Source organism: Microbacterium karelineae (assembly GCF_009745985.1).
GTDB classification, from domain to species: domain Bacteria; phylum Actinomycetota; class Actinomycetes; order Actinomycetales; family Microbacteriaceae; genus Microbacterium; species Microbacterium karelineae.
Genome location: NZ_WFIX01000175.1, coordinates 538,055 through 552,108, shown reverse-complemented (window position 1 = coordinate 552,108; position 14,054 = coordinate 538,055). Strand labels below are relative to the sequence as shown.

The following is a 14,054-nucleotide window of genomic DNA, read 5'->3' as shown; positions in this document are numbered from 1 at the left end:
TGGTGGCGGCCACGGATCTGCGGTCGATGGATCAGCTGCGGGTGGACATCCTCGCCGACATCCTCCTCACCTCGGCGCCGACGGGGCACGAGCTGCATGCTTCCGGGACCGGGGTGGGGCTGGACCGGATCCAGGCGGCGGTGCAGGTGACGATCCCGGCCTCGCAGATCCTCGATCCGGATGCCGGGACGGCGAGGGTCGATGAGGGCGGGATCATCGCCCCCGACGCGGCGCGGCGCGTGGCGGGCGGGGCCTCCGGGTGGGACAGGCTGTTCGTCCGGCCGGAGTCGGGACGGGTCATCGCGGTGGACAGGTATCGGCCGTCACCGGCGCAGAGACGGGCGTTGATCGGGCGGGATGTGACGTGCCGGTTCCCGGGGTGCACCACGCCCGCGCGGAAGGCGGACATCGATCATTCGCGGGAGTACGCCCGCGGCGGGCTGACGGAGATCTCGAACATGGCGCATCTGTGTGAGGCGCATCACGTGATGAAGCACAACTCGGGGTGGGGCCTGAAGCAGGTGGAGGGCGGGGTGTTGGAGTGGACCAGCCCCGCCGGGCGGGTGTATCGCGACGAGCCGTTGGGGCGGGTGTTCTTCCAGGACATCCCCGAGCACGCGCCGGGCAGCGAGAGACCACGCGGCGCGGCGGAGGATCCCGTCCCGGCAGTGAACGACGCGCGAGATCGCGACGCGCAGCCCGGCGACATGCACGTCGACGATGCGCAGCCCAGCGAAACGCAGGACGGTGACGTGCAGCCTGGCGACGTGCAGTCCAGCGACGCGCAGCCCGGCGACATGCACGTCGACGAGGCGACCGGGGACGTGCTGGCCGATGATCCGTGGCGGGACATGATGCGCGACATCACCGCGCGGGCACGCGTGGCACGGGCGTTCGCGGCCAAGCGCGTCGAAGATGCCGGTCGCGATGACCGGAACCGGAAGATCCAGCAGGCCCGGGCACAGGACAGGCGCGACGATGACGAGGAGCGCGCCGATGCCCGGATGGAGACGCTGATGAACGCCCTCACCGAGGACGAGCTCCACGAACTCGCCTTCGGCGAGGCGATCGCCAGCGGGAAGATCACCGATCCCGCCGCGGGGTGGTGGGATCAGCTGGACGAGCCCGCGTGGTTCGAGAGGCCATGACCTGCGCCCGCAGCGTGCTGCGCCTCGAGGACAGAACCGAGACCCGACCTCGCCGGGCGGCGTCTCGGCTTGCCCCGGCTCTGACTTCGAGCCGTCACCGCACACGTCGTTCTCAAACGTCCGCCCCCATGCCGGTGCGGAGCACCCGCGACGTACGCTGAGTCCATGACCTCATCCGATTGGGAGCGTCGCGTCTCCGAGCTGTGGGACGACGCCGATGCGTCCGACGACGAGCGCGTCCACCGGATGCGCGCACTCGTGACCGAGGCCCCGCATCCGGCGATCGGCGCATTCGAACTCGGCGGCGCGTTCGACTCAGCTGGGCGCGAAGCCGAGGCCGACACGCAGTACGCGGCCGCGACGGCCGCCGGGCTCGCCGAGATCGATCCGGAACGCGCCGCGCAGCTGACGATCCAACACGCCTCCACGCTCCGCAACCTCGGCCGCACCGACGAAGCGATCGCCATGCTCCGGAACGCGCCCGCACACGACACCGTCGGCGCCGCACCCTCCGTCTTCCTCGCCCTCGCGTTGCACTCCGCAGGGCGTCACGGCGAGGCCCTCCGTGCGGTGATCGAGGCCGTCGAGCCGACGCTGCCCCGCTACCGTCGGTCAGTCCGCGCCTATGCCGCCGCGCTCACCGGGGATTGACCTCGCCACGCTCTGACGTCGCCGCGATTCCGGCCCGCGCCGTGAACGACCTCGTCGAAACGAGTCGAGTCGCCCCGTCGCTTCGCCCCGCCGAGTCGCCCCGTCGCTTCGCCATGCTGAGTCGCCCGCCGAGTCGCCAGAGAGATTCGCCCCGCCGCTCCGAACGGGGTCGCCAAGATCGTCACAACCGGATGTCACCGCCGAGTGTCACCGCTGAGTCTCGCCCCCAAGTCGCGCCGATCGATCTCTCACCTTCACCGTCTCCGTCGCTATGCTGACGCCATGCACGACACGGGGGCGACGGAATGGCGCCCCGACGTGCTGGGCGACGAGTTCGAGCAGCTCACGCTGCCGCTCGGATCCGACGATGAAGGCGAGCTCGTCGCCACGCTCGTCCGCGCGCTGCCCCCGATGAGATCTCGGATCCACCGACTTCTCCACGGCGCCCCGTCGCTCGACGACGTCGACGTGCTCTACATCCACGGCTGGTCGGACTACTTCTTCCAGAAGCGTCTTGCGCGACTCTTCACCGCCCGTGGCGCGCGATTCTTCGCCCTCGACCTGCGCAAGTACGGCCGCAGCCTGCGCGACGGGCAGACCCCCGGGTTCATCGACGACCTCGCGACCTACGACGACGACATCGCCGCAGCGCTGGGCGCGATGGGATGGGATCCAGAACGCGGACGCCCGGACCGCCGTCTTGCCCTCATCGGGCACTCGACAGGCGGCCTGACCCTCAGCCTGTGGGCCGACAGGCATCCCGGCGTCGCCTCCGCGCTGATCCTCAACAGCCCGTGGCTCGAGTTCCAGCTCCCGCGATATCAGCGCGAGACGATCGCCCCTCTCGTCGGCCTGCAGGCGCGCCGCCACCCCCTCGATCGGGCTCCGCAGGTCGACTTCGGGTTCTACGCCCGCGCACAGCAGGAGTCGGCGGATCCGGACGATCCGGTCGAGGTGAACCTCGACTGGCGGCCCGACCAGACGATGCCCGTGCACGCGGGATGGCTGCACGCCGTGCTCGTGGGGCACGGCCTCGTCGCCGATGGGCTCGCGATCGACGCTCCGATCTGCGTCCTCCTGTCCGCGCGCTCGGCGCGACCGCTCCGCTGGTCCGATGAACTCGCCACGGCCGACTCGGTGCTCACCGTCGACGACGTGGCGCGCGCGGCGCTCAAGCTCGGCCCCGTGGTGACGATCGTCCGCATCGACGGCGCCCTGCACGATGTGTTCCTCTCACGCCACGAGGCACGAGAAGAGGCCTATCGACGCCTCGCCCGGTGGGTCGACGACACGCTCGGCCGCGACGGCACCGGCTGAGAGAACGCGCCCGGTCAGGGGATCGCCAGTTGGTCCAGCGTCGTCGAGATCCCGCCCGAGCAGCTCCCGCACGCGCTCGCGCCGCTGCTCCGCGAACGAGATCTCCCGGGCCTGATATCGCGCGTAGTGGCGGGACGAGATCCTCCGCCAGCGATCGACGAGCCCGCTCTCCGGCAGCGACAGCTCTGCGCCCCACTCCGCGACCGCGCGTCTCAACGCGGACTCCTGGTCGACGAGGGTGCCGTCGAGGTCGAAGAGGACCGCGCGGGTCCGGGTCACGCCCGCACCCGAGCCTCGATCGCCGCGTGCGGGCGGGCTCCGGGATCGGTCCGCGACTCCTCGGAGACGATCTCGTATCCGGCGCCCTCGAGCAGCCCGCGCATCAGGGCGCGTGGCCAGCGATATGCCGGGGTGACGGCGTGCGGGAAGACGTCCCGCACCTCGCCGTCGAAGAATCCGATGAGCAGGGATCCACCGGGACGCAGGATCCGCGCGACCTCCCGCAGCGCTGACGCCACGTCATCCGGTTCCGCGTGGATCAGCGAGTACCACGCGAGCACTCCGCCGAAGGTTCCATCGGGCTCGTCGAGGTCGTGTATCGATGCCACGCGGTACCGCACGCCGGGGAACGCCGCCCGCGCTCTGTCGATGAATCCGGGGACGAGGTCGATCCCCCAGGCCGTGTGCCCCTGATCGTGCAGGAACGCGGTCCAGTGCCCCGGACCGCAGCCCGCGTCGAGGATCCGCCCGACGACCCCCTCCGCCCACCTCCCGATCCGATCCCGGTCGATCGGCGACATCGCGTCGACGGATCCGAGCAGGTCGACGTACTCATCGGCGCGGGCCGCGTAGGCGTCGCGCACGATCGGCGCGCTCATCCGCGGCGAGGCCGGGGGCGCCGGCGCCGCTGACGCGCCGGATTCACTCATGCTCGCTCAGTCCCGCCGCACGGAACGCCCGGGCATAGATCTCCCGGACCGCCTTCTCCTTGCGAGCGTTGTAGGCCATCACGGTCTCGCCGGCCTCCGACGAGGCGACCGCGGCGTCGCGCTTGGCACGCGCATACAGCTCGCGATCCTGCGCATCGCGCCGGAGGTGGTCCCGGAAGATGCGGTGCTTCCAGGGCTCGGGCGCGTCGGGGGAGAACACGTGCAGGTTCGCCGCCGGATCCGCGGCCTTCATCACGCGATGCTCGTGCCACCAGGGCTCCCGCACGGTCAGGACGAAGCCGGCCCGCTCGAGCGGCGGCACCCACACGTCCTCCTCCGCTGGATCCGCGAGAATCAGGTCGATGTCGATGATCGGCTTCGCCGGCAGCCCCGGCACGGCCGTCGATCCGATATGCGTGATATCGAGCACTCGCGCGCCGAGCGCTGACCGCACCCGCTCGGCGAGGCCGTCGAACGCGGCCGGCCATCGCGGATCCGGATCGATGACATCGATCGGCACCGCCTGAGGCTCCACGACCCACGGCGAGGCGCCCGGCGGCGGGCCATCGTTGAGGAAGGTCAGGATGTCGTACTTCGAGGGCATCACCCCAGTCAACCAGGAGGTCGCTAGCGTGGACCGCATGACAGCCGAGCTCTGGGACCTCACCGACCGCTCAGGCGCGCCGAGCGGCCGTACTCACCGCCGGGGCGACGAGATCCCCTCCGGATCCTTCCACGTCGTCGCGAGCGTGTGCGCCGTGCGCGCCGACGGACGGATCCTCGTGACGCGGCGCGCTGCCGGGAAGACCTTCGCGCTGAGCTTGGAGATCCCCGCGGGCAGCGCGCTTGCGGGCGAGTCGAGCGACGAGGCGGCCGCGCGCGAGCTCGCGGAGGAGACCGGCATCGATGTCCCGCGCGATGAGCTCCAGCTGGTGGGGCGCTTCGTCGAGGAGTCGGCCCTGTTCGATCTCTACGCCGCCTCGGCGGGCGACGATCCAGCGGTCGTGCCCGATCCGGACGAGGTCGCCGGATTCCGATGGATCACGCTCGACGAGCTCGACGAACTCGTCGCGGGTGGTGAGATGGCGGATCCGTGGGTGCCGCGCCTGGAATCGTTCCGGCCACGCCTCGACGAGCGGGTGCGCCTCCTCGCGGAGCGGGTCGGCGCATGACCTTCGACATCTGCGGAATCGGCGCCGACGACTGGCGGCCGTTCCGAGAGATCCGCCTGCGCATGCTCGCCGACACGCCGATCGCATACGGCGAGACCCTTGCGCACGCGCGGGAGCTGTGCGACGACGACTGGCGCGCCCGCGCCGCGCGCAACGGCGAGGGGCGGAACATCGGGTTGGCCGCCGTCGCCGATGACGGCACATGGCTCGGGATCATGCGCGGCTACGTCGACGACGCGCTCGGCCCCGTCCTCGTGAGCGTCTTCGTGGACCCCGCCGCGCGCGGAGAGAACCGCGGTGTCGCCGATGCGCTCCTCGACGGCATCGTCGCCTGGGCGCGCGAGGAGGGGCGCACGCTCACGCTCCACGTCCACGCCGACAATCCGCGTGCGATCGCCTTCTACAGGCGGCGCGGCTTCCGCGACACCGGCACGCGGGTGCCGTACGAGCTGCCGCCGTTCGGCGACGAGATCGAGATGCGTCTCGCGCTCTGAGCGCGGCGCGAGGGAGGGATCCATGAAGAGAATCGGTCTGATCGGCGGGATGAGCTGGGAGAGCTCGGCGCTGTACTACCGGCTGGTCAACGAACACGTCCGCGATCGTCTCGGCGGCCTCCACTCGGCGCGCTGCGTCATGGGATCCGTCGACTTCGCGGACATCGAACGGATGCAGATCGCGGGGGAGTGGGATTCAGCGGGCGAGGTGCTCGCTGACGAGGCCCGAGCCCTCGTGCGCGCCGGCGCCGAGGTGATCGCGCTGTGCACCAACACGATGCACAAGGTGGCGCGCTCCATCGAGGACGCGATCGATGTGCCGTTCGTCCACGTCGTCGATGTCACGGCCGACGCGATCCGTGCGGCGGGGCTGTCGCGGGTCGCCCTCCTCGGCACGCGGTTCACGATGGAGCAGGGGTTCTATCGCGAGCGCATGCGTGCGCGAGGCGTCGAGACCGTCGTCCCCGATGCCGCGGGGCGCGCCGTGGTCGACCGTGTGATCTTCCAGGAGCTCGTCCGGGGGATCGTGAGCGACGACTCCCGCGAGGCTTTCCGTGGGATCATCGATGCTCTCCTCGCCGATGGTGCGGAGGGCGTGATCCTGGGGTGCACCGAGATCGAGCTCCTCATCCGACCCGGCGACGTCTCGGCGCCCTCGTTCGCCTCGACGTCGTTGCACGCGCAGGCGATCGTCGATCGCGCGATGAGGTGAGGGGATCCGTCACGCGCCCTCGCGCGCCGCGCGCTCCTCGATGAGTTCCGCGACGGCCGAGGGGAGCGTCGTCTCGAAGTCGATGAGCTTCGCCCACGTGGGCGTGATCCGGATCCGGAACATCTGCTGATAGAGGGAGCGGACCTCCTTCTCCCATTCGGCGCGCTGCTCGGGCGTCATGCCCATGACGTTGTTGGTCGTCATGTACTCATCGGGGATCCCGTCGACGAGTTCGAGGTCGGCGTTCCCGCGGATCAGGAGGATCTTCGGCGGGAAGTCCTCGGTGTCGATCGTGAGCGCCACACCGGGGTTGGCCCGCAGGTGCCGCAGCTTCGGGGCGTTCGTGGTCGTGCAGACGACGATCTCGGATCCGTTCCAGACGAATCCCATCGGCACATTGCGGGGCGTGCCGTCCTTCGCGACGTACGCCATGCGGAGGATGTCGCGAGCGAGCAGCTGCTCGCTGTACGGCTGGGTGAGGATGCGGGTGATCTCGGCGGTGTCCACGGTCTCTCCCTGGTCGGAACGGGGCGAACGGCACCATTGTCCGTCGCGACCTCCGCGGCGTACACCCCCTGCACTCAGTTCGGCGACAGGTCGGCGAGCTTCACGAGCGCCTCGATGTTGTTGCCGTCCGGATCTCGCAGGAAGGCGCAGTACGCGGCGTACTCGGGCCACTCGCGAGGGGCGTGATTCGAACGGGCGCCCGCCGCGACGGCCGCGTCGTGGAAGCGGTCGACCGACTCGCGGTCCGGCGCCGTGAACGCGACGTGCAGGCGTCGCGTCACGGCATATGGCCCCTTGGCGCGCTCGACGAAGAACGAGGGAGTGTCGGCCCCCTCGCGCCAGTATTCGATGCCCCCGTCGATGACCTCGCCGGCGACGACCCCGAGGGTCGCGAAGGCCGCCGTGAAGATGCGTTCGCTCGCATCGAAGTCCGACACGTAGATCCCGGAATGGTGGATGAGCGGCATGTCAGTCGTCATGACGGCCAGGGTAGGGGATCACGAGAACCGATCCCTGCGGCCCGCGGGCATGACGACGACGAGCTCCGGAGCGAGCTCAGCTCTTCGTCGCGATGATCGTGAAGGTGCACGGCACGATGTCCCGCTCGTGCGCCGGCCATGCCCAGCCGGAGGGCGCGGGCACCATGCGCGGGCTGAACTGCCAGGGGAGCGTGCGCCCCTCGTCCAGGCGGCGGAGGGTCAGGCCCGCCCCGATCAGGGCGTTCACGATCTCGGAGAGCGGGTGCGGCCACTCATAGGTGCGGGTGTGCTCGACGGAGCCCTCTCCTGCGTACGTGCCGCCGTCGTTCCACGTCTGCGCGCGGCCGTCGCCGAAGTAGCTGTACCGCATCTCCAGGCTGTCGGCCGTCTCGTCGAGCGCGTACAGTACGGGATGACCGTCGCGGATGAAGAACGTGCCGCCCGGGCGGAGGAGTGCGGCGACCTGCCGCGCCCAGCGCTCGAGGTCGTCGAGCCAGCAGATCGCCCCGATGCTCGTGTAGACGAGGTCGAACTCATCCTGGATCGCGTCCGCGGCGTCGAGGACGTCGGACTGCACCCACCGCACGACGTGCCCGTGACGGTCGGCGAGTGCCGCCGCGGCATCGAGGGCGGGCCGCGAGAAGTCCAGGCCCGTCACGCGGGCGCCGGCGCGGGCGAGAGAGATCGTGTCGGTCCCGATGTGGCACTGCAGGTGGCAGACATCGAGGCCGTCGACGCCGCCCGGCAGGACGCGCGCCAGCGCGGCGAGATCGGCGACGACGACCGTCGACAGGTGCGCGGGGTCGTCGAACGCCTCGATCCCGTAGCCGCGCAGGTGCACGTCGACGCGATCATCCCAATTGGCGCGGCTCACCTCGCGTGCGTCATCCCAGTCGATCCGCACGTCGTTGTTCGTCACGAGAGATCACGCTACCGCGAGCGAGGACTGCAGCCGGCGGATCGTGGATCCGAGGATGCCTCGGGTCAGAAGTCCGGGACCGAGCGGGCCCGCCGTGTCCTGCCCGAGCGGCGGCAGGGCCGCGAGAGCGCGGTGGACGTCGGCCGTCATCGCGCCGAGCTGCCAATCGATCTCGTCATCGACGGAACGAGGATCCGTCGGCGCGGCGTGAGACATCGCCTTGGCGGCATACGCGGCGGCGCCGAGCGCGTGCGCGCCCATGTGCGCGACGCCCGCAGCCTGCGCCGCCGCACGCGCCGCGGCGACCGCGCCCGGCGAGGATACGGCGTGCGCGGCACGGCCGGCGACGAACCGTCGACGGATCTCACCGGCGGCGTCGAGGTCACCGGCCGAGAACGCGCGGGTGCGGGCGATCGCATCGCGCGGACGATCATCGTCGGGAGCCTCAACCTCGAACAAGTGCAGCACGCGCTCGGCGCACTCCGCCGCCCACAGCGCGACGACGCGACGCTCGGTTTCGCTCAGTGACTGCGAGGACGGCATCTGGTCAGGATCGCACGGAGGAGTGTCCTCGGTGCGGGCGCCGCGCGAGATCAATAGGTCATGTCCATGACCTCCCGCACCTCGGCGAGTGTTCTCGCGGCGACCGCCTCCGCCCGAGCGTTCCCATCGCGGAGGATCTCCAGCAGCTGGGCGCGGTCGTCTGCGAAGATCCCACGGCGCTGGCGATGGGTGCGGAGGCCCTCGTTGATGGCGTCGGTCACGAGGCGCTTCAAGGCGCTGCTTCCGCCGCTTCCGACCTCGTCCGCGAGGACAGCAGGCGTTCGCCCTGTGTAGCCAGACGCGATCGTGAGCAGATTCGCGATCTCTGGGCGTCGCTCAGGGTCGTAGCTGATCGTCGTTTGGGAGTCCGTTCGCGCTTTCCGGATCACCTTGGCGGTCTCGTCCTCGGTGTCGGCCAGCCGGATCACGTTGCCGCGACTCTTGGACATCTTGCGCCCGTCGGTGCCGAGGACGATCTGCTGGTCGTTGATCAGGGCGACCGGCTCGGGGAAGATCTCGACGCCACAGGCGTAGCGCCCATTGAATCGCCTCGCGACGACCCGGGCCTGTTCGACGTGGGGCAACTGGTCCTTCCCGACCGGGACGACGTCGGCCTTGCAGAACAGGATGTCGGCGGCCTGATGGATCGGATAGGTGAGGAGGAGGCCCGAGAGCGGGCGGTTGCTGGCGGCGAGCTCATCCTTGACGGTCGGATTGCGCTGCAGCTCCGCCTGCGTGACGAGGCTGAGGAAGGGCAGCATCAGCTGATTCAGCTGCGGCACCGCCGAATGCGCGAAGATCGTCGACCGGGCGGGGTCGAGGCCGGCGGCGAGATAGTCGGTCAGCAGGGACAGCGTGCTGTCCGTGATCCGGCCGACCGACTCCCGATCTGTGATGACCTGGTAGTCGGCGATGAGCACGAAGGAATCCACACCGCGATCCTGGAGCGCGACACGGCTCCGGAGGCTGCTCAGGTAGTGACCGATGTGGAGATCACCGGTTGGTCGGTCGCCCGTCAGCATCCGGTGTCGTTCCGGCGTCCGCTCGATGGATGCCGCCGCCTGCTCGCTGCGCTCGATCGCGGTATCGAGAGTGTTGCTGGTCATGCGCACTCCTGGGGGTAGAGCCCTCAGGCGCGCACGAGCCGTTGACGCACGCAACTCGAGCCGCCCGAAGGCGGCTCGATGGGTCGTGAGGATCGGCGGCCGCCTATTCGGTCGGCCACCACCACATTGCGGTACGGATCATCACGTCATCCAACATAGGGGAGAGGAGCTCGCGCGCGCGACATACGGCTGACGCGACTGGTGAGGCGCGAGGCCATGTCGTTCGACGAGCGCGACGAGGTCCTCGACTTCATCGCGCTCGTTCCGGTGGATCATGGGATCCTCGTGGAGGCCGAGGCGATCGCTCCGCACGTGCGCACCCTCGATGCGATCCGTCTGGCGACCGCGTTGCGTTCGGGGATCGAGGGCGTGGTGGTCGCCTCACATGACGCCCGAATGCTGAGCGCAGCACGGGAGCTCGCCTTCACGGGGTTCGATCCGTGCGAGGGGGAGTGGCGCGCACGATCATCACTCGGGCCGCGAGCGTGTCGCCCACGCCTCGAACCGTTCCTGCACGACGTCGAAGTACGCCGTCTTCGCCCGGGTGTAGTTGTCGTAGTCGGGTAGGCCGGCGTTCTGAGCGCTGAGGGCCCGCTTGACGCGATCGTATCGTCGGCGCTCCGCCGGGCGGGCGCGCAGCCAGTCGCGGAACCACACCATGAAATCGGCCCACGGCGAGTCGTCGCGCCGCACGTGGAGGATGACGTCACCGGGGGCGAGTGAAGATCGACTTGCGCCAGACTGCGGTATCCACCTGGCTGGTGCCGCGCGGAACATCCTGATATATTACGAGGGAGGCGGGGTGGATCCATACGCCCGATGCCACCCGAGCGGCAGGAGGCGCGACGTGAGGGCCTTGTCGTCGGGCAACGGCAGGAAGCGCACCTGCAGGTCGATGACCGGCTTCGCCGCGAGCCCGGGCGCCGACGTCGATCCGATGTGCTCGTAGTTCGCCACGTCGGCACCGGTGCGATCTGAGAGCTGAGCGCGGATGTCGCAGAGAAGCTTCGCGGCACGCACGGGCCACGCGGGATCGTACGCGCACAGGGCGGCTGGGTTGCCCGTCATTCACGGCGCCTTTCCGAGGCTCGAGGGATACGCCGAACGCAGCAAGCGCGTGGCCGGATCCCGCGGATGCTCGCATGTCACCGCTCCTGGGCGGTATTACCGATAATGCGCATTATGTCAGTTCGAAGCCGTGACCCCTGCCCTCGCATAGGCTCGCGGCATGACAGACGACATCGATATTGCGATCGTTCAGACCCTGACGAGCGACGATCTTCGACGGGTGGATGCTCTCCTCTCCCAGCTGTCGTCGACCGCCGCCTTCGACTCCGACCGCGTGCACGCCATGCTCGACGCGCCAGGTGTGGATCTCTTCGTCGCGCACGACGCGGGACGCATGGTTGGAATGGCGACTCTTGTGACTTTCCCTCTGGTGACCGGCTGGCGCGGCATCGTCGAGGACGTCGTTGTTGATCACCGGGCACGCGGGTGCGGTATCGCCCGCCTGCTGCTCGAAGCGATCACCGCCGAATCGGATCGTCGACGTCTTCGAACGCTGGATCTCACCTCTCGCCCGTCGCGTGAGTCGGCACTGCGGCTCTACGAATCCGCAGGCTTCGAGCGCCGCGACACGAACGTTCTGAGGTATATGCCAGCACCGGAGTGATTGGCGACCATCGGTGTCCGAGGCCTTCGTCTCAGGGTCGGATCCCTGCATCGGCCAAGATGCGAGGCACATAGGGCTGGGTCTCGAGCCACGTGATGCCGACGGGATCACACCAGGCCACGTCATGCAGCTCCTCCGCCTCGAGGACCACCGCATCGGATAAGAGCCGGCACGCGTACGCCGTCGTCACATATGCACAGCGGTCTCCATTCGGGTACGTGATGACCAGTTGTTCTCCGCCGTACGCGCCGATGACATCTCCCACGTTCGCTTCGACGCCGAGCTCCTCGAGAATCTCGCGGGCGATTGCTTCGATCGGGTCCTCGCCGGGCTCCAGTCCACCGCCGATGAGCCCCCATCGGTCGTCGGCGTGTGAACGCGCCAGCAGGACCTGGCCGTCCTCGTTCCGGATCACCGCGGACACGGCGGGAAGGAGAAGCAGATCATGTCCGATCCGCTCGCGCATCGAACTGACGTAGGGCGAGATCGGCATGTGCCCCAGCGTACGGTCCGATGCGATTCCACATCGACGTGCGCATGGTTCCCCCGTCGTGGGACGATCGAGTGTGCACGCGACGTCCCATGAGCCGGAGGGCTACTCCTGCCCGTTCTGCCAGCTCCAGCGGGGCGTCTTCGACGAGCACAACCAACCGTCTGATGTCGTCGCCGTCACCGAGCGCGCGTATGCCCGGATCGCCCCGAAGTGGTGGCCGGGCAATCCCGGCGCCGTCCTTGTGATCCCGCGTGCGCACGTCGAGAACATCTACGATCTGTCCCCCGCCGACGGGCACGCGGTGTGGGAGCTGACCCAGCGGGTGGCCATCGGCATCCGCGCATCGTATGAGTGCGACGGCACGTCGATCCGACAGCACAATGAGCCGGCCGGGAATCAAGATGTGTGGCACCTCCACGTGCACGTATTCCCGCGCTACGAGAATGACCGCCTGTATCAGCGGCAGGATGACGCGCGATGGGTTGCTCCAACGGATCGAGAGGCGTTCGCGTTGAGGCTCAAGGCCGCGCTCGGCATCACGTTCGACTTCGAGTGACTCCTTGGTCTGCCGTGAGCGCGGAGGATCTCGCCTGCTCCCCCGTTGCCCTTGGCTGCGGATCCTGGCGCCGCCGCACGATAAGGTCCACGAATGCCCCAGTGGTCTCTCCGCACCGCAGCCTCTGACGACGTCGAACCCATCGCCGAGCTGCGATCGGTCGTGCTCCGGGCCGATCTGGAGCGCCTCGGCCGCTACGACGAGCATCGCGTGCGACAGCGGCTGCGTGACGGCTTCGACCCGACCTGTACGCGGATCATCGAGGTGGATGGCGCGTTCGCCGGATGCATCGCCATGCGCTCCGCTGGCGACGGCGACTGGCTCGAGCACTTCTACCTGGACCCGCACCTGCAGGGCCGCGGGATCGGCACAGAGGTGCTGGTGCACGAGCTCACGGGTGCGGACCGAGAAGGCCGCGTCGTGCGGCTCAACGTCCTCCAGGGAAGCGCCGCCCGCCGGCTCTACGAGCGCCACGGCTTCGCCGTCGACGCCGAGGATCCGATCGACGTCTTCATGGTGCGGACGCCGGTCGAACCTACGACGCCGTCACAGACCCACGACCTCCAGTTCACCGAATCCGAGGTGCACAAGAGGTTTCTCAGCTGGTCAGATGGCGAAGCCGACCGCGAGTGGGCATGCCTCGACCTCATCTGGGAGCACGCGCCGGGCCTCGCGCCTCGTCCGTTGAGGCGAGAGATCGTCGACGGGCATCCGGTCGTGGTCATGCAGCGCCTGCCAGGGAAGCCCCTGGGCAACGGGCCTCTCAGCCCGGAACAGCTGGCGTCATTGGGGCGGACACTTCGCCGCCTCTACGGCATACCTCGCGAACATGCCACCGCGGCGGGGATCGGTGAGCGTCGATATGGCCCCTCGATCCTTCCTCTCGCCCTCAGCGAGTGGCTCAGCGAAGCGCACGACTACTCCCCCTGCGAGGACGCCGCTCGGGTCGCTGAAGCGGTCGGCGCCGCGCGTAGATGGCTCTCACATCCCGGATCCCTTCCCACGCCACGCCTCGACGCGCTGGGGATCGCCGACCTCAATCCCGCTAACATCCTCTGGGATGGCCAACGCTGCCGGCTCGTCGACTTCGAGGATGGCGGCCTCACGGACCCGGCCTACGAGCTCGCGGATCACGTCGAGCACATCGCCGGCCGTCCCACCGGCGTATTCAACGCAGACGATCTCGCCTCGGCCGTCGGGCTGGACGAGGAGCAGCGAGGACGAATGCGCGCCTACCGCCCGCTCTGGGCGGCGTTCTGGCTCGCCATGCTCCTCCCGGGAAGCAACGGCTTTCGTCGCAATCCACCAGGCACAACCGAGGCCCAGGCGAGCCACCTGCTCCACCTCATCGACTGA

20 protein-coding genes and 1 pseudogene are annotated in these 14,054 nt (G+C 69.1%); 10 read left to right on the top strand and 11 right to left on the bottom strand.

All coding sequences use genetic code 11. The features are described 5' to 3' along the window. The 3 genes from GB932_RS06090 to GB932_RS06080 all read left to right on the top strand — a co-directional run. Window positions 1-1,148 (top strand): HNH endonuclease signature motif containing protein (locus tag GB932_RS06090; RefSeq protein ID WP_231916019.1); only part of this gene is annotated, 1,148 nt, incomplete at its 5' end. Between the two features lie 165 nt (window positions 1,149-1,313). Further along, a complete protein-coding gene (locus GB932_RS06085; RefSeq protein WP_156759772.1) occupies window positions 1,314-1,799 on the top strand; it encodes a tetratricopeptide repeat protein in 486 nt (161 codons plus the stop codon). A gap of 282 nt (window positions 1,800-2,081) precedes the next feature. After that, window positions 2,082-3,116, top strand: coding sequence for an alpha/beta hydrolase (locus GB932_RS06080; RefSeq protein WP_156759771.1), 1,035 nt, complete (start codon window positions 2,082-2,084; stop codon window positions 3,114-3,116). Here GB932_RS06080 and GB932_RS06075 read toward each other — a convergent pair. Genes GB932_RS06075 through GB932_RS06065 form a run of 3 tightly spaced genes read right to left on the bottom strand, consistent with a single transcriptional unit; the run spans window position 3,033 to window position 4,649 of the window. Further along, window positions 3,033-3,395: an HAD family hydrolase gene (locus GB932_RS06075; RefSeq protein WP_156759770.1), complete on the bottom strand. Its 363-nt coding sequence runs from the start codon at window positions 3,393-3,395 to the stop codon at window positions 3,033-3,035. The genes GB932_RS06080 and GB932_RS06075 overlap by 84 nt on opposite strands. Beyond that, window positions 3,392-4,045 carry a class I SAM-dependent methyltransferase gene (locus GB932_RS06070; RefSeq protein WP_231916018.1) on the bottom strand — a complete coding sequence of 218 codons (654 nt, stop codon included), beginning with the start codon at window positions 4,043-4,045 and terminating at the stop codon, window positions 3,392-3,394. The genes GB932_RS06075 and GB932_RS06070 overlap by 4 nt, the downstream gene beginning before the upstream one ends. Then, window positions 4,038-4,649 (bottom strand): GrpB family protein, encoded by a 612-nt coding sequence (locus GB932_RS06065; RefSeq protein ID WP_156759769.1) that lies wholly within the window; start codon window positions 4,647-4,649, stop codon window positions 4,038-4,040. The genes GB932_RS06070 and GB932_RS06065 overlap by 8 nt, the downstream gene beginning before the upstream one ends. A gap of 37 nt (window positions 4,650-4,686) precedes the next feature. On the opposite strand from GB932_RS06065, the gene GB932_RS06060 reads away from it, so the two are divergent. Genes GB932_RS06060 through GB932_RS06050 form a run of 3 tightly spaced genes read left to right on the top strand, consistent with a single transcriptional unit; the run spans window position 4,687 to window position 6,423 of the window. Further along, entirely contained in the window at window positions 4,687-5,217 is a 531-nt protein-coding gene (locus GB932_RS06060; protein ID WP_197517322.1) for an NUDIX domain-containing protein, read from the top strand. Beyond that, entirely contained in the window at window positions 5,214-5,711 is a 498-nt protein-coding gene (locus GB932_RS06055) for a GNAT family N-acetyltransferase (protein WP_156759767.1), read from the top strand. The genes GB932_RS06060 and GB932_RS06055 overlap by 4 nt, the downstream gene beginning before the upstream one ends. 22 nt (window positions 5,712-5,733) lie before the next feature. Then, window positions 5,734-6,423 carry an aspartate/glutamate racemase family protein gene (locus GB932_RS06050; protein ID WP_156759766.1) on the top strand — a complete coding sequence of 230 codons (690 nt, stop codon included), beginning with the start codon at window positions 5,734-5,736 and terminating at the stop codon, window positions 6,421-6,423. Between the two features lie 9 nt (window positions 6,424-6,432). Here GB932_RS06050 and GB932_RS06045 read toward each other — a convergent pair whose 3' ends face one another. The 6 genes from GB932_RS06045 to GB932_RS19375 form a co-directional block, all read right to left on the bottom strand. Continuing rightward, on the bottom strand, window positions 6,433-6,930 hold the full coding sequence (locus tag GB932_RS06045) for a pyridoxamine 5'-phosphate oxidase family protein (protein WP_156759765.1): 498 nt from the start codon (window positions 6,928-6,930) through the stop codon (window positions 6,433-6,435). Window positions 6,931-7,004: 74 nt separating this feature from the next. Beyond that, window positions 7,005-7,409, bottom strand: coding sequence for a VOC family protein (locus tag GB932_RS06040; RefSeq protein ID WP_156759764.1), 405 nt, complete (start codon window positions 7,407-7,409; stop codon window positions 7,005-7,007). A 76-nt stretch (window positions 7,410-7,485) separates the two neighbouring features. After that, window positions 7,486-8,328, bottom strand: a complete 843-nt coding sequence (locus tag GB932_RS06035) for a class I SAM-dependent methyltransferase (protein ID WP_156759763.1) — start codon at window positions 8,326-8,328, stop codon at window positions 7,486-7,488. Window positions 8,329-8,334: 6 nt separating this feature from the next. Beyond that, window positions 8,335-8,871, bottom strand: coding sequence for a putative immunity protein (locus GB932_RS06030; RefSeq protein WP_156759762.1), 537 nt, complete (start codon window positions 8,869-8,871; stop codon window positions 8,335-8,337). Window positions 8,872-8,921: 50 nt separating this feature from the next. Continuing rightward, the gene (gene trpS / locus GB932_RS06025) at window positions 8,922-9,977 is read right to left on the bottom strand and encodes a tryptophan--tRNA ligase (RefSeq protein ID WP_156759761.1); all 1,056 of its coding nucleotides are present in this window, start codon (window positions 9,975-9,977) and stop codon (window positions 8,922-8,924) included. A gap of 141 nt (window positions 9,978-10,118) precedes the next feature. Continuing rightward, window positions 10,119-10,289 carry a hypothetical protein gene (locus GB932_RS19375; RefSeq protein WP_231916017.1) on the bottom strand — a complete coding sequence of 57 codons (171 nt, stop codon included), beginning with the start codon at window positions 10,287-10,289 and terminating at the stop codon, window positions 10,119-10,121. Between GB932_RS19375 and GB932_RS20650 the strand changes: the two genes are divergently transcribed. Continuing rightward, a complete protein-coding gene (locus GB932_RS20650) occupies window positions 10,230-10,544 on the top strand; it encodes a PIN domain-containing protein (protein ID WP_368732397.1) in 315 nt (104 codons plus the stop codon). The two genes, GB932_RS19375 and GB932_RS20650, sit on opposite strands and share 60 nt — an antisense overlap. Here the strand turns inward: GB932_RS20650 and GB932_RS06015 are convergent. Continuing rightward, a pseudogene (locus GB932_RS06015) lies at window positions 10,446-11,045 on the bottom strand (GrpB family protein). The gene GB932_RS20650 and the pseudogene GB932_RS06015 overlap by 99 nt on opposite strands. A 160-nt stretch (window positions 11,046-11,205) precedes the next feature. Here GB932_RS06015 and GB932_RS06010 point away from each other — a divergent pair. Then, window positions 11,206-11,649 (top strand): GNAT family N-acetyltransferase, encoded by a 444-nt coding sequence (locus GB932_RS06010; protein WP_156759759.1) that lies wholly within the window; start codon window positions 11,206-11,208, stop codon window positions 11,647-11,649. A gap of 31 nt (window positions 11,650-11,680) precedes the next feature. Here GB932_RS06010 and GB932_RS06005 read toward each other — a convergent pair whose 3' ends face one another. Beyond that, entirely contained in the window at window positions 11,681-12,142 is a 462-nt protein-coding gene (locus tag GB932_RS06005) for an NUDIX domain-containing protein (protein ID WP_156759758.1), read from the bottom strand. Window positions 12,143-12,215: 73 nt separating this feature from the next. On the opposite strand from GB932_RS06005, the gene GB932_RS06000 reads away from it, so the two are divergent. Then, on the top strand, window positions 12,216-12,698 hold the full coding sequence (locus GB932_RS06000) for an HIT family protein (protein ID WP_231916015.1): 483 nt from the start codon (window positions 12,216-12,218) through the stop codon (window positions 12,696-12,698). A gap of 93 nt (window positions 12,699-12,791) precedes the next feature. Continuing rightward, window positions 12,792-14,054, top strand: coding sequence for a GNAT family N-acetyltransferase (locus GB932_RS05995; RefSeq protein ID WP_156759756.1), 1,263 nt, complete (start codon window positions 12,792-12,794; stop codon window positions 14,052-14,054).

Bases quoted from the DNA above. Each gene is read 5' to 3' on its own strand.
- GB932_RS06005 (WP_156759758.1), bottom strand. From the start codon at position 12,142: ATGCCGATCTCGCCCTACGTCAGTTCGATGCGCGAGCGGATCGGACAT.
- GB932_RS06065 (WP_156759769.1), bottom strand. From the start codon at position 4,649: ATGCCCTCGAAGTACGACATCCTGACCTTCCTCAACGATGGCCCGCCG.
- GB932_RS05995 (WP_156759756.1), top strand. From the start codon at position 12,792: ATGCCCCAGTGGTCTCTCCGCACCGCAGCCTCTGACGACGTCGAACCC.
- GB932_RS06060 (WP_197517322.1), top strand. From the start codon at position 4,687: ATGACAGCCGAGCTCTGGGACCTCACCGACCGCTCAGGCGCGCCGAGC.
- GB932_RS06050 (WP_156759766.1), top strand. From the start codon at position 5,734: ATGAAGAGAATCGGTCTGATCGGCGGGATGAGCTGGGAGAGCTCGGCG.
- GB932_RS06040 (WP_156759764.1), bottom strand. From the start codon at position 7,409: ATGACGACTGACATGCCGCTCATCCACCATTCCGGGATCTACGTGTCG.
- GB932_RS06085 (WP_156759772.1), top strand. From the start codon at position 1,314: ATGACCTCATCCGATTGGGAGCGTCGCGTCTCCGAGCTGTGGGACGAC.
- GB932_RS06055 (WP_156759767.1), top strand. From the start codon at position 5,214: ATGACCTTCGACATCTGCGGAATCGGCGCCGACGACTGGCGGCCGTTC.
- GB932_RS06010 (WP_156759759.1), top strand. From the start codon at position 11,206: ATGACAGACGACATCGATATTGCGATCGTTCAGACCCTGACGAGCGAC.
- trpS (WP_156759761.1), bottom strand. From the start codon at position 9,977: ATGACCAGCAACACTCTCGATACCGCGATCGAGCGCAGCGAGCAGGCG.
- GB932_RS06080 (WP_156759771.1), top strand. From the start codon at position 2,082: ATGCACGACACGGGGGCGACGGAATGGCGCCCCGACGTGCTGGGCGAC.
- GB932_RS06070 (WP_231916018.1), bottom strand. From the start codon at position 4,045: ATGAGTGAATCCGGCGCGTCAGCGGCGCCGGCGCCCCCGGCCTCGCCG.
- GB932_RS06030 (WP_156759762.1), bottom strand. From the start codon at position 8,871: ATGCCGTCCTCGCAGTCACTGAGCGAAACCGAGCGTCGCGTCGTCGCG.